Annotated in this window: 18 protein-coding genes; 11 read left to right on the forward strand and 7 right to left on the reverse strand. The window is 60.2% G+C overall.

Features of this window, described 5'->3' with window-relative positions; translation table 11 throughout:
* Window positions 1–25: 25 nt before the first annotated feature.
* Window positions 26–1,543 (forward strand): MDR family MFS transporter, encoded by a 1,518-nt coding sequence (locus JJD74_RS06605; RefSeq protein WP_042560697.1) that lies wholly within the window; start codon window positions 26–28, stop codon window positions 1,541–1,543.
* Window positions 1,544–1,663: 120 nt separating this feature from the next.
* Here the strand turns inward: JJD74_RS06605 and JJD74_RS06610 are convergent, their stop codons facing one another.
* The 4 genes from JJD74_RS06610 to JJD74_RS06625 form a co-directional block, all read right to left on the reverse strand.
* Window positions 1,664–2,512, reverse strand: coding sequence for a cache domain-containing protein (locus tag JJD74_RS06610; protein WP_047302835.1), 849 nt, complete (start codon window positions 2,510–2,512; stop codon window positions 1,664–1,666).
* Window positions 2,513–2,666: 154 nt separating this feature from the next.
* On the reverse strand, window positions 2,667–3,521 hold the full coding sequence (locus tag JJD74_RS06615; protein WP_200612394.1) for an ATPase: 855 nt from the start codon (window positions 3,519–3,521) through the stop codon (window positions 2,667–2,669).
* Between the two features lie 125 nt (window positions 3,522–3,646).
* Window positions 3,647–4,639 carry an NAD-dependent epimerase/dehydratase family protein gene (locus JJD74_RS06620; protein WP_042560700.1) on the reverse strand — a complete coding sequence of 331 codons (993 nt, stop codon included), beginning with the start codon at window positions 4,637–4,639 and terminating at the stop codon, window positions 3,647–3,649.
* Between the two features lie 94 nt (window positions 4,640–4,733).
* Window positions 4,734–5,633, reverse strand: a complete 900-nt coding sequence (locus tag JJD74_RS06625) for a LysR family transcriptional regulator ArgP (protein ID WP_047302841.1) — start codon at window positions 5,631–5,633, stop codon at window positions 4,734–4,736.
* Window positions 5,634–5,729: 96 nt separating this feature from the next.
* Here JJD74_RS06625 and JJD74_RS06630 point away from each other — a divergent pair, with 96 nt between their 5' ends.
* The 10 genes from JJD74_RS06630 (at window position 5,730) to JJD74_RS06675 (ending at window position 19,837) form a co-directional block, all read left to right on the forward strand.
* Window positions 5,730–6,131: an ACT domain-containing protein gene (locus tag JJD74_RS06630; protein WP_200612397.1), complete on the forward strand. Its 402-nt coding sequence runs from the start codon at window positions 5,730–5,732 to the stop codon at window positions 6,129–6,131.
* A 5-nt stretch (window positions 6,132–6,136) separates the two neighbouring features.
* Complete coding sequence (locus JJD74_RS06635) at window positions 6,137–6,739, forward strand: LysE/ArgO family amino acid transporter (protein WP_200612399.1); 603 nt, start codon at window positions 6,137–6,139, stop codon at window positions 6,737–6,739.
* A 175-nt stretch (window positions 6,740–6,914) separates the two neighbouring features.
* A complete protein-coding gene (locus JJD74_RS06640; protein ID WP_042560704.1) occupies window positions 6,915–7,511 on the forward strand; it encodes a superoxide dismutase in 597 nt (198 codons plus the stop codon).
* Between the two features lie 382 nt (window positions 7,512–7,893).
* Window positions 7,894–9,945 (forward strand): putative bifunctional diguanylate cyclase/phosphodiesterase, encoded by a 2,052-nt coding sequence (locus JJD74_RS06645; protein WP_200612402.1) that lies wholly within the window; start codon window positions 7,894–7,896, stop codon window positions 9,943–9,945.
* 234 nt (window positions 9,946–10,179) lie between these two features.
* On the forward strand, window positions 10,180–11,532 hold the full coding sequence (locus JJD74_RS06650) for an imelysin family protein (RefSeq protein ID WP_047302845.1): 1,353 nt from the start codon (window positions 10,180–10,182) through the stop codon (window positions 11,530–11,532).
* A 293-nt stretch (window positions 11,533–11,825) separates the two neighbouring features.
* Window positions 11,826–13,253: a di-heme oxidoreductase family protein gene (locus tag JJD74_RS06655; RefSeq protein WP_200612405.1), complete on the forward strand. Its 1,428-nt coding sequence runs from the start codon at window positions 11,826–11,828 to the stop codon at window positions 13,251–13,253.
* A gap of 27 nt (window positions 13,254–13,280) precedes the next feature.
* Entirely contained in the window at window positions 13,281–14,345 is a 1,065-nt protein-coding gene (locus JJD74_RS06660) for an imelysin family protein (RefSeq protein ID WP_200612408.1), read from the forward strand.
* Between the two features lie 14 nt (window positions 14,346–14,359).
* Entirely contained in the window at window positions 14,360–15,460 is a 1,101-nt protein-coding gene (locus JJD74_RS06665; protein ID WP_200612411.1) for a DUF1513 domain-containing protein, read from the forward strand.
* A gap of 179 nt (window positions 15,461–15,639) precedes the next feature.
* Window positions 15,640–16,788, forward strand: a complete 1,149-nt coding sequence (locus tag JJD74_RS06670) for an efflux RND transporter periplasmic adaptor subunit (protein WP_115147793.1) — start codon at window positions 15,640–15,642, stop codon at window positions 16,786–16,788.
* Between the two features lie 13 nt (window positions 16,789–16,801).
* A complete protein-coding gene (locus JJD74_RS06675) occupies window positions 16,802–19,837 on the forward strand; it encodes a multidrug efflux RND transporter permease subunit (protein WP_042560712.1) in 3,036 nt (1,011 codons plus the stop codon).
* 172 nt (window positions 19,838–20,009) lie between these two features.
* Here the strand turns inward: JJD74_RS06675 and JJD74_RS06680 are convergent, their stop codons facing one another.
* The 3 genes from JJD74_RS06680 to JJD74_RS06690 are packed head-to-tail and all read right to left on the reverse strand — an operon-like array spanning window position 20,010 to window position 21,628.
* Complete coding sequence (locus JJD74_RS06680) at window positions 20,010–20,237, reverse strand: hypothetical protein (protein ID WP_042560713.1); 228 nt, start codon at window positions 20,235–20,237, stop codon at window positions 20,010–20,012.
* 2 nt (window positions 20,238–20,239) lie between these two features.
* Window positions 20,240–20,956, reverse strand: coding sequence for a lipopolysaccharide kinase InaA family protein (locus JJD74_RS06685; protein WP_047302858.1), 717 nt, complete (start codon window positions 20,954–20,956; stop codon window positions 20,240–20,242).
* Window positions 20,957–20,959: 3 nt separating this feature from the next.
* Window positions 20,960–21,628, reverse strand: a complete 669-nt coding sequence (locus JJD74_RS06690) for a class I SAM-dependent methyltransferase (protein WP_047302860.1) — start codon at window positions 21,626–21,628, stop codon at window positions 20,960–20,962.
* Window positions 21,629–21,740 lie beyond the last annotated feature (112 nt).

Genomic DNA, 21,740 nt, shown 5'->3' on the forward strand with positions numbered 1-21,740 from the left:
TCATCTCTGCCCGCAGGTTCTGTCCGTGTCCAATCTCAACCAGCCTGAAACGCCCAAACCGGCCATTCGCAGCGTGCTGGTCGCGCTGATGATGGCGATTTTTCTGGGTGCGCTGGATCAGACCATCGTTGCCGTGTCGATGCCGGCCATCTCCGCACAGTTCAAGGATGTCAGCCTGCTGGCCTGGGTGATTTCCGGGTACATGGTGGCGATGACCGTGGCGGTGCCGATCTACGGCAAACTCGGTGATTTGTACGGGCGACGCAAACTGATGTTGTTCGGCATGGGCCTGTTTACGTTGGCCTCGCTGTTCTGCGGCATGGCGCAAAGCATGGAGCAACTGGTGCTGGCGCGAATTCTTCAGGGGATCGGTGCGGGCGGGATGATCTCGGTCAGCCAGGCGATCATCGGCGACATCGTGCCGCCGCGCGAACGCGGCCGCTATCAGGGTTACTTCAGCAGTATGTACGCCGTCGCAAGCGTCGCCGGTCCGGTGCTGGGCGGCTACATGACCGAGTACCTGTCGTGGCGCTGGGTCTTTCTGATCAACCTGCCGCTGGGCCTCGGGGCCTGGTGGGTGGCCAATCGCAATCTGCGCGGGCTGCCGATTCCGCAGCGCAAACCGATCATCGATTACCTCGGCACAGTACTGATGATCATTGGCCTGACAGCGTTGTTGCTCGGCATCACGCAGGTCGGTCAGGGCCATTCGTGGCGCAGCAGCGAAGTGCTGGGGTTGTTCGCTTGTGCGGTCGTGGTGTTGGCGATTTTCGTCTGGCACGAGCGTCGCGCTCGGGAGCCGCTGTTGCCGATGCATCTGTTCGCCAACCGTAATGCGTTGCTGTGCTGGTGCACGATTTTCTTCACCAGTTTCCAGGCGATTTCGCTGATCGTGTTGATGCCGCTGCGCTTTCAAACCGTCACCGGTGCCGGCGCCGACAGCGCCGCGCTGCACCTGCTGCCGCTGGCCATGGGGCTGCCGATCGGGGCATTTTTTGCCGGCCGTCGCACGTCCATCACCGGGCGCTACAAACCGCAAATTCTGACGGGTGCGATCCTGATGCCGATCTCGATTGTCGGCATGGCGTTCAGCCCGCCCGAGGCGACGCTGATGAGCGGGTTGTTCATGGTACTCAGCGGTATTGCCGGCGGCATGCAGTTCCCGACCTCATTGGTCGGCACGCAGAACTCGGTGGAGCAACGCGACATTGGCGTCGCCACCAGCACCACCAACCTGTTCCGTTCGCTGGGCGGCGCGGTGGGCGTGGCGTTGATGTCGGCGCTGTTGCTGGCGTTGCTGCAGGATTCGAATTTCGCCCATTTGGCGAGCAGTTCGCTGATCAACGAGGGACATTCCGGCAACGTGCTGCTGGACGGTTTGAACGCGGCGCCGGGTGATGCACAGAATGCCCTGCGCGCGGAGCTTGCGGTGACCTTCCGGCATTTGCTGTGGGTCAGCGCGGCGGTGTCGCTACTGGGGCTGGCGGCGGCGATTGCGATGCCGAACAACCTGCTGCGCGGGCGTGAGCACGGCGCGAAATAGCACGCGCATGACAAAAACCTGTGGGAGCGGGCTTGCCCGCGATGGCGTCGTGTCAGTCAACGTGGCTTTGTCTGATCTGACGCTATCGCGGGCAAGCCCGCTCCCACAGGATCTGGGTGGTCAGGGACTGTAATACCCAACAGCCACCAGAAAATGCCCGACCTTCTTCAGGTACGCATGCTTGTCTTCGATCTTGCCGGTCACCGGGTTCTTCCAGCGGTATTCGTATTCGCCGTCATCCTGCTTGCCAATCAGCGCCAGAATCGGCTCGCCCACCGGCTTGCCCTCCGGGTCCTTGATCTTGCCGAAGTCGGTATTGATCAGGCGCAGATTGGTGCCGTGGGCGACATAGCGCTGGGTATTCAGATCGACCACGAACACATACAGGTCATCCTGCAGATAGCCGCCCTTGAGCGAATTGATCGCCGTCAGCGTGCCTTTTTCGTCTTTGCCAAGATCGGTGGCGGCTTTGTCGAGCAACGCCTTGGCTTGTTCTGCCGACGCACGGGGCAGGTAGTAACCGACCGCGAGGATGCGCTGGCCGATGCGCTGATAAAACACGTGCTTGCGTTCGACCTTGCCGTCGGACCAGTTCTGCCAACGGTATTCGGCCTGCTGAATGCCGTTGCCTTCCGGTACCCGCAACGCTTCCTTGAAGGCTTTTTGCAGATCAGGACCGAGCACTTCACTGACATTGCGGCCGATCAACGCCGATGACGGGCCGCCACTGGCAAGCATCACGCCTTGGGTGTCGAGCACAAACACGTAGCGGTCCCTGTCGACAAACTCGCCCTGGCGACTGAACGCGGCGAACGCCTTGTCACCGTTGTCGTGGTAATAGGCCAGTGCTTTCTCCAGCAGGGCGATAGCGGCCTTGCTGTCCTCCTTCTCCGTCGTTGCGGCGCTGGCTTGTCCCAACCCCACTAACAGCATCACGCCGAGCCAGGCCACTTTATGCAAAAACCCCATGACGCATCCCTCGTTCTTGTTGGTGTTCCAAGAGCGTAGACGGGTTGGGGTTATGTATGGATATTCAGAATGATGCAGGGGATTGCAGAGCCCAGTGCGGTGAGGGGAATCAACTCCATCACCGCAAGGGCTCTTCGCGGCATTTGATCAAGTGTTACGGCCGCGCATTGATCTGCTGCTGCAGGTTCTGGATCTGCGCCGACAGCGTGTTGAGGTTGCGGGTCATCTGGCCACGAAACGCATCGAACTCGGCCGTGTTGCCGCCACCCTGTGGCGTGGCCGGACGGTTGTCCTGCATGCTTTTGAGGACGACGATTTCCTGCGCCAGACGATCAATCTCGGCGCTCGGGTTACCCTGCTTCTTCAACGCCGCGATATCCGCGCCAAGGCTCTTGAACTGCGCATCGAAAGCCTTTAGCTGAGCGTCGACCTTACTGGTGTCGGCCGGCGTGCTTTTAATGGTTGCCAGCTCTGCGCCCAGGGCTTTTATCTGCGCTTGCAGTTGAGTATTGGCAGCCTGCTGCTCGGTGGTCTGGGCAGTCATCTGCGCCAGACGCTTGTCCAGATCACTGGCCTGCCCCGCCACACCCTGCTGCTGTTTGCTTTGATCGAGCAGCTTGCCTTCCAGCTGTTTGATCTGCAGCTTCAAGGCTTCGCTGTCGGTGCTGACGTTGGTCTGGCTGGCGACGACCTTGCCGGAAATATCCTGCAAGCGCCCCGCCGCTTCCTCGCTGATCCGCGCGAAACTCTCCTGGGTGGCCACCAGTTGCTGTTCCATCAGCGAGATCTGCTGAAAACTCCACCATGCCAAGCCGATGAACGCGAAGAACAGTGCGCCAACCAACGCCCAAAGCGGCCCGGTGCTGGCGGCCTTGACCTTGACCACCGGCGGTGTACGCGAGTGCACGGTGGTGCGGGAAGTGGTCGGAATGTCATCGTCGTCGAAGGTGTCGGCACGCAGGCTCGGTACATCATCGAAATCGTCGTGGGCATCATTACGCATGGACATTGAGGCAACCTTTGTGAATCGCGGTGATGGCTAAATGCTGCGAAGTATAACCGCGCAGCCGCTGGGATTGACCCTCAAGCGGCGATGCGGTTCATTGCCGGCCGGCCGATTGGTATCAACGCGTTTCAGCGAATGTCCTGGGCTTTCCACCAACCGCAGAACTCGTCGAGGGCCGTCCACAGGCTGACTTTCGGATCGTAGTCCAGATAATGCCGTGCGCGGCTGATGTCGAGGGTGAAGTTTTTCTTCATGACCTGCATACCCAAGCGCGACAGCGTCGGCTCGGGACGCCCCGGCCAGAGTTTGCAGGCACCTTCATTCAGCGCTGCAGCGCTGTAGGCCAGAGCGTAGGACCGGTATCTGGTGACCTGTGGAACGTCCATTTTGCGCATCACGTAATTGACCACATCCCACAACGGCACTGGCGCGCCGTTGCTGATGTTGTAGGCCTTGCCCAGCGCGGAGCCGGCCGCCAGCAGACTGCTGAGCAGCGCTTCGTTGAGGTTGTGCACGCTGGTGAAATCGACCTTGTTCAGGCCGTTGCCGATGATCGCCAGACGGCCCTTGCGCTGCATGTTCAGCAGGCGCGGAAAAATGCTCATGTCGCCGGCGCCAGTCACGAAGCGCGGGCGCAGGGCGATGGTTTCCAGGCCGAATTCCTGTGCGCCGAAGACCTTTTGCTCGGCCAGGTACTTGGTCGCGGCATAGGGATGCTTGAAGCGTTTGGGCACCTGTTCTTCAGTCAGCCCCAGGTGATCGCGACCATCGAAATAAATCGATGGCGAGGACAAGTGCACGAGACGGCGCACCCGTTGTTTCAAGCACGCTTCGACGACGTTCTCGGTGACCTGCACATTGCCCTGATGGAAGTCTTGATAACGGCCCCACAATCCGACGGCGCCAGCACAATGCACCACGGCCTCGACGTCGGCGCAGAGGTCGCGCACCAGTTGCGGATCCGTCAAATCACCCGGGACGAACTCGGCGCCACGACGCACCAGATGCTCGACGCTTTCGGCCCGGCGCCCGTTGACCCGCACATCCAGGCCCTGCTCCAGGGCGAAACGCGCAAAGCGTCCGCCAATGAAGCCGCTTGCGCCGGTGACCAGAATTTTCATGTAGAGCTCCAACAAAACCAGCTGCGAGCTTCAAGCTTCGAGCTGCAAGATAAAAACAGTGCGCAAGCTTCACTTGTCGCTTGCAGCTTGACGCTTACAGCTGCTTCAAGGGCACCAGCCATTGCGCTGAAGAACGTACCAATTGCTCGGTCAGCAAGCCCAGCAGTTGACCGCCATTGCGCCAATGATGCCAGTACAACGGCACATCGATCGGTTTATCTGGCAACAGTTCGCGCAATACGCCGCGTTGCAATTGCTCGCGCACTTGCAGTTCCGGCACCAAGCCCCAGCCCAGACCGGCCTCCGTCAGCCGGATAAAACCTTCGGAGGACGGGCACAAATGGTGCTCGAAGCCGCCATCCACACCCAGCGATGCCAGATAGCGATGTTGAAGGAAATCGTCCGGGCCAAACACCAGCGCCGGGGTACGCGGCAGTTGTTCAGCACGCACGCCATCGGGGAAATGCCGCTCGATGAACGCCGGGCTGGCCAGTGCGCGATAGCGCATGGCGCCGAGCAAGACACTGCGCGCGCCTGCTACCGGACGTTCGCTGGCGCATAGGCAAGCGGCCACTTCACCGGCGCGCATGCGTTTGAGGCCGACGGTCTGGTCTTCGACGATCAGGTCGAGCAACAGATGTTGTTCGGCGCAGAAATCCCCCACCGCTGACGCCCACCACGTGGCGAGGCTGTCGGCGTTGAGGGCAATACGCAGGCGTTCCGGCAGCCCTTCTTCATCCAATGCAGGCACGAGGGTCTGCAAGTCGCGCTCAAGCAAGCGCACCTGCTGCACATGGTTGAGCAGACGCCGGCCTATCTCGGTGGGCGCCGGCGGTGTGCCGCGCACCAGCACCGGTTGGCCGACCCGCGCTTCCAGCAGTTTGATGCGCTGCGAGATCGCCGATTGCGACAAACCCAGCACCTGCGCTGCGCGTTCGAATCCAGCCTGCTCGACCACGGCGGCCAGAGCGGAAAGCAATTTATAGTCGAACATCAGTTTTCCTAATGAGCGATCAGCATTATTGGTTTTTCTTATACAGCTTTCGACCGGACAATAGCCAGCAAGCACTCTTTATCAAGGACTACCCCAATGGCTGGCGAAACTTCACTCACGACCTTGCTGCGCAGCATGAGTCCGCAACTCAATGCCGGCGAATACGTGTTCTGCACCCTGCGCGACAGCCAGTTGCCGAGCGGTCTGGAGATTGTCGGCAGCTTTCGTGAACAGGAAGGGCTGACCGTGATTCTCGAACGTTCTCACGCCGAGCATGCCGGTTTGAGCTTCGACTACGTGGCCGCATGGATCACCCTCAACGTGCATTCGGCGCTGGAAGCCGTCGGTCTCACCGCCGCGTTCGCCACCGCACTGGGCAAGGCAGGCATCAGTTGCAACGTGATCGCCGGTTACTACCACGATCATTTGTTTGTCGGCCAGGCCGACGCCGAACGCGCCATGCAAGTGCTGCGCGATCTCGCAGCCAACGCGGAGTAAATCTTATGTGGCAAAGCTATGTGAACGGTTTGCTGGTGGCGTTGGGGCTGATCATGGCGATCGGCACGCAAAACGCTTTTGTCCTGGCGCAAAGCCTGCGACGTGAACACCACCTCCCGGTGGCGGCGCTGTGCGTGGTGTGCGATGCGCTGCTGGTGGCGGCCGGGGTTTTCGGTCTGGCGACGATTCTGGCGCAAAGTCCGACGCTGCTGGCGATCGCCCGCTGGGGCGGCGCGACCTTCCTGATCTGGTACGGCAGCCAGGCGCTACGCCGGGCGTTTTCGAAGCAAAGCCTGGATCAGGGCGGGAACCAGACCGTGCGTTCGCTGCGGGCGGTGATGCTCAGTGCGCTGGCGGTGACGTTGCTCAACCCGCATGTTTATCTGGATACGGTGTTGCTGATCGGCTCGCTCGGTGCTCAGCAGTCGGTGCCTGGCGCTTACGTGGTGGGCGCGGCGAGTGCGTCACTGCTGTGGTTTTTCACTTTGGCGCTAGGGGCTGCGTGGTTGGCGCCCTGGCTGGCTCGACCAGGCACGTGGCGGATTCTCGATCTGTTGGTGGCGGTGATGATGTTCACGGTGGCGGGACAGTTGATACTTGCCTCCTGATTATTCCAAACCGCTCTGGAACCTCTATCCCACACAGTTGTTGCGTGGTTAAGCCGCAACCCCGGTGCTATGATCCGAACCCTGCGCCGCAAAGAGTAAAAACTCGACGGTGCATTTCTGGCCGCCCGTGATCGGCCTTGCGCTCACCGCAACAGACCTGATTAGGAGAATCATCATGGCTTTCGAATTGCCGCCGCTGCCTTACGCACACGATGCCTTGCAGCCGCACATTTCCAAGGAAACCCTGGAATTTCACCACGACAAGCACCACAACACCTACGTCGTGAACCTGAACAACCTGGTGCCAGGCACCGAGTTCGAAGGCAAGACCCTGGAAGAAATCGTCAAGACTTCCTCGGGCGGCATCTTCAACAACGCCGCTCAGGTCTGGAACCACACTTTCTACTGGAACTGCCTGGCGCCAAACGCTGGCGGTCAACCAACCGGCGCACTGGCTGAAGCCATCAACGCAGCCTTCGGTTCGTTCGACAAGTTCAAGGAAGAGTTCAGCAAAACCTCGATCGGCACCTTCGGTTCCGGCTGGGGCTGGCTGGTGAAAAAGGCTGACGGTTCCCTGGCTCTGGCCAGCACCATCGGCGCCGGCAACCCGCTGACCAGCGGCGACACCCCGCTGCTGACCTGCGATGTCTGGGAACACGCTTACTACATCGACTACCGCAACGTTCGTCCGAAGTATGTCGAAGCGTTCTGGAACCTGGTCAACTGGAAGTTTGTTGCTGAGCAGTTCGAAGGCAAAACCTTCACTGCTTAAGCTGCGCGCCAGATAAAAAACCCGGCCATGGCCGGGTTTTTTTATGCCTGCGATTTATATAGGAGCTACCGCAGGTTCGGGCGGCCTTCAGCAGCACCTGCAGGAGAATAGCGTTGTTCTCACGAGCAATGCCGCCACCGGCCGCTTGCCGCCGTGTCACAGAGGACTAACATCCAACAGAAGAAAATTTGCCCCGCATCGCTCAAGTTGAGGGCTAAAACTACCGACATAGTGCAAATAGGGCTAATACTCCAGATGGCAGGGTGCAGGCCAAGCCTTCAGGCAAATTATCCTGTGCCCGATTGTCCCTTTGACTGCCAACACGGGATTGCCAATACTCATGGCAAATTGACGCTACCCGCACGGAACAAGGAATAACCCTTTGAAGCTGGAACTCAAGAACAGCTTGTCGGTGAAGTTGCTCCGGGTCGTGCTCCTGTCAGCATTGATCGTCGGCGTTGTCTTGAGCTGCGCGCAGATTGTTTTCGACGCCTACAAGACCCGTCAGGCGGTGGCTGGTGACGCCGAACGGATCCTCGACATGTTCCGCGATCCGTCGACTCAGGCCGTTTACAGCCTTGATCGGGAAATGGGCATGCAGGTAATCGAAGGCCTGTTCCAGGATGAGGCCGTGCGCCAGGCGTCCATCGGCCATCCCAACGAAGCCATGCTCGCGCAAAAGTCCCGCGAATTGCAGCATTCCAGCAGCCGCTGGTTGACCGACCTGATCCTGGGTCAGGAGCGCACGTTCACCACGCAACTGGTGGGACGCGGCCCCTACAGCGAATATTACGGCGACCTGAGCATCACCCTCGACACCGCCACCTATGGCGAAGGTTTTATCGTCAGCTCCGTGATCATCTTCATCTCTGGCGTTCTGCGTGCATTGGCCATGGGCCTGGTGCTGTATCTGGTTTATCACTGGCTGCTGACCAAACCGCTGTCGCGGATCATCGAGCACCTTACCGAGATCAATCCGGACCGTCCCAGCGAGCACAAGATCCCGCAGCTCAAGGGCCACGAGAAAAACGAGCTGGGTATCTGGATCAACACCGCCAACCAGTTGCTCGAATCGATCGAGCGCAATACGCATCTGCGTCACGAGGCAGAAAACAGCCTGCTGCGCATGGCCCAGTACGACTTCCTCACCGGTCTGCCTAACCGTCAGCAATTGCAGCAGCAACTGGACAAGATTCTGGTCGACGCCGGCAAACTGCAACGCCGGGTCGCGGTGTTATGCGTGGGGCTGGACGACTTCAAGGGCATCAACGAGCAGTTCAGCTATCAGACCGGTGACCAATTGCTGTTGGCGTTGGCCGATCGACTGCGCGCCCACAGCGGTCGCCTCGGCGCCCTCGCCCGTTTGGGCGGCGATCAGTTCGCCCTGGTGCAAGCCGATATTGAACAACCCTACGAAGCGGCGGAACTGGCGCAAAGCATTCTCGATGACCTGGAAGCGGCGTTCGCCCTTGATCATCAGGAAATCCGCCTGCGCGCGACCATCGGCATCACCCTGTTCCCGGAGGACGGCGACAGCACCGAGAAGCTGTTGCAGAAGGCCGAACAGACCATGACGCTGGCCAAGACCCGCTCGCGCAACCGTTATCAGTTCTACATCGCCAGTGTCGACAGCGAGATGCGCCGCCGGCGTGAACTGGAAAAAGACCTGCGCGATGCGTTGCTGCGTGATCAGTTCTACCTCGTCTATCAGCCGCAGATCAGCTATCGCGATCACCGCGTGGTCGGTGTCGAGGCGCTGATTCGCTGGCAGCACCCGGAACACGGCCTGGTGCCGCCAGACCTGTTCATCCCGCTGGCCGAACAGAACGGCACGATCATCGCCATCGGTGAATGGGTACTCGATCAGGCCTGCAAGCAATTGCGCGAATGGCACGATCAGGGCTTCGCCGATCTGCGCATGGCGGTCAATCTGTCCACCGTGCAATTGCACCACGCCGAACTGCCACGGGTGGTCAACAACCTGATGCAGATGTACCGCCTGCCGCCGCGCAGTCTGGAACTGGAAGTCACCGAAACCGGCCTGATGGAAGATATCAGCACCGCTGCCCAGCACTTGCTGAGCCTGCGTCGCTCGGGGGCGTTGATCGCCATCGACGACTTCGGCACCGGCTATTCGTCGCTGAGTTATCTGAAAAGCCTGCCGCTGGACAAGATCAAGATCGACAAGAGCTTCGTGCAGGATCTGCTGGACGACGACGACGATGCGACCATCGTTCGCGCGATCATCCAGCTGGGCAAAAGCCTCGGCATGCAGGTGATCGCCGAGGGCGTGGAGACCGCCGAGCAGGAGAGCTACATCATCTCCGAAGGCTGCCACGAAGGTCAGGGCTATCACTACAGCAAACCCCTGCCGGCGCGGGAGCTGAGCGCTTATCTCAAGCAGGCTCAGCGCAGCAACGCGGCAATCCTCTAGAAGATCAAAAGATCGCAGCCTCGTTCCACTCGACAGCTCCTACATTTGAAATGCGTTCTCCTGCAGGAGCTGCCACAGGCTCGGGCCGCGATCGGACGATCTTTTGATCTTGAAGCGCGAATAAGAAATATTTCCAAGCACTACCCTTTACACATAATGCGAAAGATTTGCATTATGTCGCAGTTTTGCGCTTCCAGCGCGAGTCCACTCAACTACCGAAGCAGGATGTTCGCCATGATTCGTATGCCTCTGGCTACCGCCAGTTTGCTGGCCATCGCTATTTCTCTCGCCGGTTGCGGCGAAGGCAAAGACAAAGAAAAAGCCTCCGAAATGACGCCGGCTTCCAGCAGCGCTGCTCCAGCCCCTGCCGCTGCGCCTGCTCCTGCTGCCGGTAAAGTTGACGATGCCGCCGCCAAAGCTGTGGTCGCGCACTACGCCGACATGGTCTTTGCCGTTTACAGCGATGCCGAATCCACCGCGAAAACCCTGCAAACTGCGATCGACGCCTTCCTTGCCAAACCGAATGCCGACACCCTGAAAGCCGCCAAGGCTGCCTGGGTCGCCGCTCGCGTTCCATACCTGCAGAGTGAAGTGTTCCGCTTCGGCAACACCATCATCGACGATTGGGAAGGTCAGGTTAACGCCTGGCCACTGGACGAGGGTCTGATCGACTACGTCGACAAATCCTACGAGCACGCACTGGGTAACCCGGGTGCCGCTGCCAACATCATCGCCAACACCGAAGTCCAGGTCGGCGAAGACAAGGTCGACGTCAAAGACATCACCCCTGAAAAACTCGCCAGCCTGAATGAACTGGGCGGTTCCGAGGCCAACGTCGCCACTGGCTACCACGCCATTGAATTCCTGCTTTGGGGCCAGGACCTCAACGGTACCGGCCCTGGCGCTGGCAACCGTCCTGCTTCCGACTACCTGGAAGGCGCCGGTGCCACTGGCGGTCACAATGATCGTCGCCGCGCCTACCTGAAGTCCGTGACCCAATTGCTGGTCAACGACCTGCAAGAAATGGTGGGTAACTGGAAGCCGAACGTGGCTGACAACTACCGCGCCACGCTGGAAGCAGAGTCGGGCGAAACCGGTCTGCGCAAAATGCTCTTCGGCATGGGCAGTCTGTCCCTGGGCGAACTGGCGGGCGAGCGCATGAAGGTTTCTCTGGAAGCCAACTCTCCGGAAGACGAACAGGACTGCTTCAGCGACAACACTCACTACTCGCACTTCTACGATGCCAAAGGCATTCGTAACGTTTACCTGGGCGAGTACACCCGTGTTGACGGCACCAAGATGACCGGCGCCAGCCTGTCGTCGCTGGTGGCCAAGGCCGATCCGGCTGCCGACACTGCGCTGAAAGCCGATCTGGCCGCTACCGAAGCCAAGATCCAGGTCATGGTTGATCACGCCAACAAGGGTGAGCACTACGACCAACTGATCGCGGCGGGCAACACTGCGGGCAATCAGGTCGTGCGTGACGCCATCGCCTCCCTGGTCAAGCAGACCGGTTCGATCGAAGCCGCTGCCGGCAAACTGGGCATCAGCGACCTGAACCCGGACAACGCTGATCACGAGTTCTGATCAAGCGCGTTTGAGTTAAAAAAGGCGACCTTCGGGTCGCCTTTTTCATACCTGCTTTCTGTGGTGATGCTGATGGCCCCATCGCTGGCAAGCCAGCTCCCACAGGGATTGCTGGTGTACACAGATATTGCGAACGCCGCTGTACCTGTGGGAGCTGGCTTGCCAGCGATGGCTGCACCTCGGTACCCAGCGAATAGCTGCGCCACATCAAGTAAACGATAATTCCTCTTATTCAAACTCCCTCGCCCTGTTAGACTTTGCGCCTTTGTTTTCGCCCGTTCGCAGGATGTCTGATGCCCTCGCTGCCTCTTCGCTTGTCCGCACTGTTTCTGGCCCTGGGCCTGAGTGCCTGCGATGACGCCCCGCGTTTCACCAAGGCTGAGCCCGGTGAAGCACGCTCGGGCGGTGCGGCGACCGTGCGCAAGACCGATCAGAACGCATTCTCCCTGCCCTCGGCCAACCTGCCGCCGTCGCGGCGGGTGGATTTCAGCGTCGGCAACAGTTTCTTTCGCAGCCCATGGGTGACCGCGCCGTCGACCACCACCGCCCGCGACGGCCTCGGCCCGCTGTTCAACACCAACGCCTGCCAGAACTGCCACATCAAGGACGGTCGCGGTCATCCGCCACTGCCGAACGCGGCCAACTCGGTGTCGATGCTGGTGCGCCTGTCGATCCCCGATGCGCCGCAATACGCCAAAGTCATCGAGCAGCTCGGCGTGGTGCCGGAGCCGGTGTACGGCGGGCAGTTCCAGGACATGGCCGTGCCGGGCGTTGTGCCGGAAGGCAAGGTGCGGGTCGAGTACACGCCGGTTCCGGTGCGTTTCAAGGACGGCACCGAAGTCGAACTGCGCAAACCGGTGTTGCAGATCACTCAGCTCGGCTACGGCCCCATGCACCCCGACACGCGTTTCTCGGCGCGTGTCGCCCCGCCGATGATCGGCCTCGGCCTGCTCGAAGCGATCCCCGAAGACGCGATCCTCGCCAACGCCGCCGCGCAGGCCAAAGACAAAAACGGCATCAATGGCCGGCCGAACCGCGTTTGGGACGACGAACTGCAAAAAACCGTCATCGGTCGATTTGGCTGGAAAGCCGGGCAACCCAACCTCAATCAACAGAATGTTCACGCGTTTTCAGGTGATATGGGCCTCACCACCAGCCTGAGACCGTTCGATGACTGCACCGACGCGCAAACCGCCTGCAAACAGGCACCGAACGGCAATGGCCCGAATGGCGAGCCGGAGGTCAGCGATAACATCCTGCGACTGGTGCTGTTTTATAGCCGCAACCTGGCCGTGCCCGCGCGCCGAGGCATTAACGACGAGCAAGTGCTGGCCGGCAAAAACCTGTTTTTCCAGGCCGGTTGCCAGTCGTGTCACACACCGAAATACACCACCGCCGCCAACGCGGCCGAACCTGAACTGGCCAGTCAAGTGATTCGCCCGTACAGCGATCTGCTGCTGCATGACATGGGCGACGGTCTGGCCGACAACCGCACGGAATTCCAGGCCTCCGGCCGCGACTGGCGCACGCCGCCGTTGTGGGGGATCGGCCTGACGCAAGCGGTCAGTGGCCACACCCAGTTTTTGCATGATGGTCGCGCACGTAATTTGCTCGAAGCGGTGCTCTGGCACGGCGGCGAAGCACAAGCTGCGCAGCAACAGGTTTTAGCTTTCAATGCCGAGCAGCGTGCCGCGCTGCTGGCGTTTTTGAACTCACTTTAAATACAGATAAAGATCCGGGAGCCCGACATGTTCCGTCCCAAGCTGTTGTTCACCAGCCTTGCCGCCATCGCCCTCGGCGCCTGCTCGCCGCAGGATCCGCAAGCGGTTACCTCGGCTGCCATCGCCAAATCGGTGATCCTGCCGACCTACACGCGCTGGGCAGAGGCCGACAAGCAACTGGCCGTCAGCGCCCTCGCCTACTGCCAGGGCAAAGAGACGCTGGAAACCGCCCGCGCCGACTTCCTCCACGCGCAGAAAGCCTGGGCCGAGCTGCAACCGTTGCTGATCGGGCCACTGGCCGAGGGCAACCGTTCCTGGCAGGTGCAGTTCTGGCCCGACAAGAAGAACCTGGTCGGCCGTCAGGTCGAGCAACTGGTCCTCGCGCAACCGCAGATCGACGCCGCCGCACTGGCCAAATCGAGCGTAGTGGTGCAAGGCCTGTCGGCGTACGAATACATCCTGTTCGACGCCAAGCCAGACGTCGCCAACGCCGAGCAGAAAGCCAAGTACTGCCCACTGCTGATCGCCATCGGCGAACGCCAGAAGCAATTGGCCGAAGAGATTCTGCAAGGCTGGAACAACACCGACGGCATGCTCGCGCAGATGAGCAAGTTCCCCAACCAGCGCTACGCCGACTCCCACGAAGCGATCGCCGATCTGCTGCGTGTGCAGGTCACCGCACTCGACACCCTGAAGAAAAAACTCGGCACGCCGATGGGCCGTCAGAGCAAAGGTGTGCCGCAGCCATTCCAGGCTGATGCGTGGCGCAGCCAGTCGTCAATGACCGCGCTGGAAGCCAGCCTCGCCGCCGCCAAGACCGTTTGGGAAGGCGTCGACAACAAAGGCCTGCGCGGTCTGTTGCCGGCTGAGCAAAAGCCACTGGCGGACAAGATCGATGCTGCCTACGCCGCGTCGCTGAAACTGTTCGACAGCACCCAGCGTTCGCTCGGCGAAATGCTTGAAGACGACGCGGGTCGTCAGCAACTCAACGATATCTACGACAGCCTCAACGTCGTCCATCGCCTGCACGAAGGCGAACTGGCCAAGGCGCTGGGCATTCAACTGGGCTTCAACGCCAACGACGGTGACTGATGAGGGCAAGTGCCATGCTGCGACGCCAGGCTCTGACTTTAGGTAGTTTGCTGCTGGGAGCAGTGACGCTGGGCGGCTGGACGCTGTTCAAACGCAAGGATCAGAGCCCGCTGCTGCTGTCGGCTCGCGACGATACCGACGGCAAACACTACGCCGTCGGCTATCGGCTGGATGGCACGCGCGTGTTCGCCACCGAGGTGGGTCAGCGCTGCCACGACATCATCAATCATCCGACGCTGGCGATTGCGCTGTTCGTCGCCCGCCGGCCGGGTACCGAAAGCTACCTGATCGACCTGCGTGACGGCACGTTGCTGCAAACCGTGACGTCGCAGCCGAACCGGCATTTCTACGGCCACGCCGTGGTGCACAAGGACGGCGAATACCTGTACGCCACCGAGAACGACACCACCGATCCGGGTCGTGGCCTGCTCGGGGTGTACAAGTTCGAAGGCGAGCGGCTGGTGCACAGCGGCGAGATTTCCACACACGGTCTCGGCCCGCACCAGGTGTCGTGGATGCCCGACGGCGAGACGCTGGTGGTGGCCAACGGCGGGATTCGGACCGAGGCGGAAAGCCGCGTCGACATGAACCTAAGCGCCATGGAGCCGAGCCTGGTCCTGATGCAACGCGACGGCACCCTGCTGAGCAAGGAAACCCTCGCCCAGCAGATGAACAGCGTGCGCCACCTGGGGATTGCCAGCGACGGTACCATTGTCGCCGGTCAGCAATTCATGGGTGCGTCACACGAGCGCTCGGAGCTGCTGGCGATCAAACGTCCGGGGCAACCGTTCGTGGCGTTCCCGGTGCCGGAGCATCAGTTGCAGTCGATGGGTCACTACACCGCCAGCGTCGCGGTGCACAGCGACCTGCGACTGGTGGCGCTGACCGCCCCGCGTGGTAACCGCTTTTTCATCTGGGATCTGGACAGCGGCGAAGTCCGCCTCGACGCACCGCTGCCCGATTGCGCCGGCGTCGGTGCGGTGCAGGACGGCTTTGTCGTGACCTCGGGTCAGGGGCGTTGCCGCTACTACGATTGCCGTCAGAATGAACTGCTGGCCAAGCCGCTGGAATTACCGGCAGGGCTCTGGGACAACCATCTTCATCTGATGGCGTGACGCGCCTTTAAAAGATCGCCGCCTTCGGCAGCGCCTACAGGGGATCACGGTCTCCTGGAGCGCGGCAGACGGCGGCGATCTTTTTCCATTCCCCGTAAAAACTGCCAGTTGGAATCCCCCCTGAACTCGGAGTAATGTTGCCCGCCTGTCTCACCTGATTTATCCAAGGAACTGGAAATATGCTGCGTCGCCGCATGCTGATCATGTTGGGTGTTGTTTTGCTGATTGTCCTGGTGCTGGGCGGTTACAAAGCCTTTTCGATTTACACCATGGTTCAAGGCTTCTCCAAGCCGAAACCGCCGATCAGCGTTGCCGTGGCCACTGCCAGCGAGCGCCCGTGGCAGATGCGTTTGCCCACCGTCGGCAGCCTCAAGGCCCTGCAAGGCGTCGACCTGAGCCTGGAATCCTCCGGCACCGTCACCGAGCTCAAGTTCGAATCAGGACAGAAGGTCAAGGCCGGGCAACCGCTGCTGCAACTCGACAGCGCCGTTGAAGCCGCTCTGCTGGAGACCGCCAAAGCCGACCTGGGCCTGGCGCAACTGGACTTCGGGCGTGGCAGCCAACTGATCGACAGTCGCGCCATTTCCAAAGGTGAATACGACCGACTCTCGGCGGTTCTGCAAAAAGAGCGGGCCACGGTCAATCAGCTCAACGCAGCGCTGGCGAAAAAACGCATCCTCGCACCGTTCAGCGGCACCATCGGCATCCGTCAGGTCGACATCGGCGACTACCTCGCCAGCGGCACCAAAATTGCCACTTTGCAGGATCTGAGCAGCCTCTATGCCGACTTCTATGTGCCCGAACAATCGGTGCCGAAACTGGCCATCGGCCAACCGGTGAATATCTCGGCCGCCGCTTACCCCGGGCAGGTTTTTTCAGGGAAGATCAGCGCGATCAACCCGCTCGTAGAAAGCTCCACGCGTAACGTGCTGGTCCGCGCCACCCTGGCCAACCCCGACGGCAAACTGTTGCCGGGCATGTTCGCCAGCCTCGAAGTGCTGCTGCCCGATCCGCAGAAACACATCGTGGTGCCGGAAAGCGCGATCACCTACACCCTCTACGGCAACTCGATCTACGTGGTCGGGCAGAAGAAAGCCGAGGACGGCAGCCTCGAAAAAGACGACAAGGGCCAACCAGTGCTGATTGCCGAGCGGCGCTTCATCGAAACCGGTGAGCGCCGCGATGGGCTGGTGATGATCAACAAGGGCGTGCAGAGCGGCGAACACGTGGTGACGGCCGGCCAGATCAAACTGGACAACGGCGCGCACATTGCCATCAGCGACGACAAGACCCTCGGCGAGCAGAACAGTCCGCCCCGCGCCGACTGATCCAGGAATCCCCATGGCTTTTACCGACCCGTTCATCCGCCGCCCGGTGCTCGCCACCGTGGTCAGCCTGCTGATTGTGCTGCTGGGCTTCCAGGCCTGGAGCAAGCTGCCGCTGCGCCAATACCCGCAAATGGAAAACGCCCTGATCACGGTGACCACCGCCTACCCCGGGGCCAACGCCGAAACCATTCAGGGCTATATCACCCAGCCGATGCAGCAGAGTCTGGCCAGCGCCGAGGGCATCGACTACATGACCTCGGTCAGTCGCCAGAACTTCTCGGTGATTTCGATTTACGCGCGCATCGGCTCCAATACCGACCGCCTGTTTACCGAGTTGCTGTCCAAGGCCAACGAAGTCAAAAACAAACTGCCGCAAGACGCCGAAGACCCGGTGCTGAGCAAAGAGTCCGCCGACGCCTCGGCGCTGATGTACATCAGTTTCTTCAGCAAAGACCTGAGCAACCCGCAGATCACCGACTACCTGTCACGGGTGATCCAGCCAAAACTGGCAACCCTGCCGGGCATGGCCGAAGCGGAGATCCTCGGCAATCAGGTATTCGCCATGCGCCTGTGGCTTGATCCGGTGAAGCTCGCCGGTTTCGGCCTCAGCGCCAGCGACGTCACCAACGCCGTGCGCCAGTACAACTTCCTCTCCGCCGCCGGCGAAGTGAAAGGCGAGTACGTGGTCACCAGCATCAACGCCAACACTGAATTAAAGTCCGCCGAAGCCTTCGCGGCGATTCCGCTGAAGGTCAGTGGCGACAGCCGCGTGTTGCTCAGCGATGTCGCGCGGGTCGAAATGGGCGCGGAAAACTACGACTCGATCAGCTCGTTCGGCGGCACGCCTTCGGTGTATATCGGCATCAAGGCCACGCCGGGGGCCAACCCGCTGGATGTGATCAAGGAAGTGCGCAAGATCATGCCGGAGCTGGAGGCGCAGCTGCCGCCGAACCTCAAAAGCGAGATCGCCTACGACGCCACGCTGTTCATTCAGGCCTCCATCGACGAAGTGGTGAAAACCCTGTTCGAGGCGGTGCTGATCGTCATCGTCGTGGTGTTCCTGTTCCTCGGCGCGCTGCGTTCGGTGGTGATTCCGGTGGTGACCATTCCACTGTCGATGATCGGCGTGATGTTCTTCATGCAGATGATGGGCTACTCGATCAACCTGCTGACCCTGTTGGCGATGGTGCTGGCCATCGGCCTGGTGGTCGACGATGCGATTGTCGTGGTGGAGAACATCCACCGACATATCGAGGAAGGAAAAACCCCGTTTGACGCAGCGCTTGAGGGCGCGCGTGAAATCGCCATGCCGGTGGTGTCGATGACCATCACTCTGGCGGCGGTTTACGCGCCAATCGGTTTTCTCACCGGGCTGACCGGAGCGCTGTTCAAAGAGTTCGCGCTGACCCTGGCCGGTGCCGTGGTGATTTCCGGCGTCGTCGCCCTGACCCTGTCACCGATGATGTGTGCGTTTTTGCTGCGCCACGAGGAAAACCCCACAGGCCTGGCGCATCGACTCGACCGCATCTTCGACAGCCTCAAGCGCCGCTACCAGAGCACCCTGCATGGCACGTTGAACACCCGCCCGGTGGTGCTGGTGTTCGCCTTGATCGTGCTGTGCCTGATCCCGGTGTTCCTCAAGTTCACCAAATCGGAACTGGCGCCGGACGAAGACCAGGGCATCATTTTCATGATTGCCACCGCCCCGCAGCCGACCAACCTCGATTACCTGAGCACCTACACCGACGAATTCATCAAGATCTTCAAGGAGTTTCCGGAGTACTACTCCTCGTTCCAGATCAACGGCTACAACGGCGTACAGGCGGGCATTGGCGGGTTCCTGCTCAAGCCCTGGAACGAGCGCAGCCGTACCCAGATGGAAATCCTGCCCGAGGTGCAAGGCAAACTGCAGAGCATTCCGGGCTTGCAGATTTTCGGCTTCAACCTGCCCTCCCTGCCCGGCACGGGTGAAGGCTTGCCATTCGAGTTCGTGATCAACACTGCCAACGACTACGAACTGCTGCTGCAAGTGGCCGACCGGATCAAGAAACGCGCCATGGAGTCAGGCAAGTTTGCCTTCGTCGACCTCGATCTGGCGTTCGACAAACCGGAAGTGGTGGTCGACATCGACCGCGCCAAAGCGGCGCAGATGGGCGTGTCGATGCAGGATCTGGGCGGCACGCTGGCGACATTGCTCGGTGAGGCGGAAATCAACCGTTTCACCATCGAAGGGCGCAGCTACAAGGTCATCGCCCAGGTCGAACGCCCCTTCCGTGACAACCCGGACTGGCTGAACAACTACTACGTGAAAAACACCCAGGGCGAGTTGCTGCCGCTGTCGACGCTGATCAAGGTCAGCGACCGCGCACGACCGCGTCAACTCAACCAGTTCCAACAGCTCAACGCGGCGAAGATCTCTGGTTTCCCGTTGGTGAGCATGGGCGAGGCGATCGACACCGTATTGCAGATCGCCCGGGAAGAGGCGCCGGCCGGGTTCGCGTTCGACTATGGCGGCGCATCGCGACAATTCGTGCAGGAAGGCAGTGCCTTGTGGGTGACGTTCGCGCTAGCGCTGGCGATCATTTTCCTGGTGCTGGCGGCGCAGTTCGAAAGTTTCCGTGATCCCTTGGTGATTCTGGTGACGGTGCCGCTGTCGATCTGCGGAGCGCTGATCCCGCTGTTCCTCGGCTGGTCGAGCATGAACATCTATACCCAGGTCGGCTTGGTGACGTTGATCGGGCTGATCAGCAAGCACGGGATCCTGATCGTCGAGTTCGCCAACCAGTTACGCAAGGACAAGGGCCTGTCGGCGCGTGAAGCGGTCGAAGAGGCCGCAGCGATTCGGCTACGCCCGGTGTTGATGACCACGGCAGCGATGGTATTCGGCATGGTGCCGCTGATTCTGGCGACCGGCGCGGGGGCCGTCAGCCGGTTTGATATCGGGATGGTGATTGCGACGGGGATGTCGATCGGGACGCTGTTTACGCTGTTCGTTTTGCCCTGCATCTACACCCTGCTGGCGAAACCCGATCCCAAACAAACCCAATAACCATGTGGGAGCGAGCCTGCTCGCGAATAGGGTGTGTCAAATTACATAGATGTTGACTGACACGCCCTCTTCGCGAGCAGGCTCGCTCCCACAGGGGCTGGGGTGAACCCTGATAAAGCACAATAAAAAAGGCCTCGCATCTGCGAGGCCTTTTATTTGGGCTTCAATCGGTTCAACTCTGTGGCCTCATGCCTTGCGTCAGTCCGAACATGAACAACAACAAATCATGATCGGGTTGAGTTGCCACGGAGGCTTTCGCCACCCGTGGTACTGCACAGTGCGCATCCGTCGTGGACGCGCCGAGAACCTGCATGCGCGGCTGCTCCCAGGCAGCCACCGCCAGTGAAGCAACTGCCAAGGCTCCTACCAAAAACAAACCTCGTGCAATTTCGAGTTTCATCGCTATAAACCTTTGATAGCGCTGCCAAATGCCGTCTCGTAAAAGTAGACGAGTTTTTTCCAGTCCGCGTCGCGGAACGACGAGTGGCGACGCAATTGCTTCATGTCATGGGAGGCGGCGCGATGAGCGGTCAGACGCTGGCGGCATTTCTCAAGATCGATCAACGCCACTTCAGCGGTGGCCGACTCGCCTTCGCCCGTCACCCGTACAAAAACGTGTTTGATGTAGATGCAGCTGTGCTGCCAGCGGCCCTTGTGCATACGCGCCAGGTTTTCGGCCAGATCCTTGAGCACACGCTCATAGATCGCGTCGCCGCACTGATCACGACCACCGGCAGACGCCAGCCAGTGTTCCAGTTCCTGGAAACCGTCCAGAGACTTGGTCACCAGCAGAGCGCGCCACTTGTGCTGCGGATCAGGCTGGGCACCGCAGAAAACGATTTGCGGCACGCGCACGCCGAGCTTGCTGACACCGGTCAGGGCATCCAGCTCGCGCAGTACAGTCGGGCGTCCGAACGGATGCAGCCAACTGCGATAAATGTGACCGGTCTGGCGTTTGGCATACAGCAACTGGCCATCGCGACCGACAATCCGTTGCACGCCACTTTCGCCGCCGCGGCGCACATTGGGTTCTTCGACCCACTCACCGCGCTGACTCCAGTAGTAGTCGAAACTATCCTGAGGAGTCACTTGCGCTTCTGCTGCCATTTGCACTGCCATCCTTTACCTCTTGCGTAATACGTAAACTCGCCACATCGCATAGAGCGGAATAAAGTCGAGTTGTTCCTGAATGCGGAAGCCCGCTGCTTCAAATTCTTTTTCGATCGTAGCCGCCGGAATCAAAAAGCGATTCTGGTAATCACGGTTGGGACGATCCTTCTCCGCGCGCTTGCGTTTCCAGGCCTTGAAATTGCCGTCGACCCACAACGAGACGATCACGCTGTCACGGGTCACGCGCTCGAACTCACGCAGAATCGCCATCCGGTGCTCGGCTTCTCCGATGTGGTGGAGCAAGCGCATGCAGAAAATGCTGTCGACGGCGTTATCTGGCAGAGCAATATCGAAAGCGGAGGTGTGCAAGGGTTTAACCCGCTTCACCACATCCGCCGGTTGTCCTTCCAATGCGGTCTTGATCATCGACTCGGAGTTGTCCGCACCGATAATCACCCGATTGGGCTTTTCCGCCAGCAACGGCCAGAAGCGTCCGGCACCGCAAGGCAAATCAAGCACCAGACCGGGTTCGCCAGCCAGTGTCAGAGCCTTGCGCGCCAGTTGCTCGTCACGCAGATGGGAAAGACGACGTCCGAGGCTTTCTTTATGTTTGCGCAGATATTTCTTAGCGTGTTGATCGTCGTACTTTTCGGAAAAATCGAGCTTGATCGGGCCGGTCATCACCAGGACTCCTGAATTACTGATGGCACCACCTTAGTGAGCGGCGTGTCAGCAGCAGGTCGTCCAAATGTGAAAAAAATGTCAGGTAAACCGACAAATTATTACAACGTTA

The sequence above is a fragment of the Pseudomonas sp. MF6776 genome (genome assembly GCF_016613125.1).
In the GTDB taxonomy this organism is placed as follows: domain Bacteria; phylum Pseudomonadota; class Gammaproteobacteria; order Pseudomonadales; family Pseudomonadaceae; genus Aquipseudomonas; species Aquipseudomonas iridis.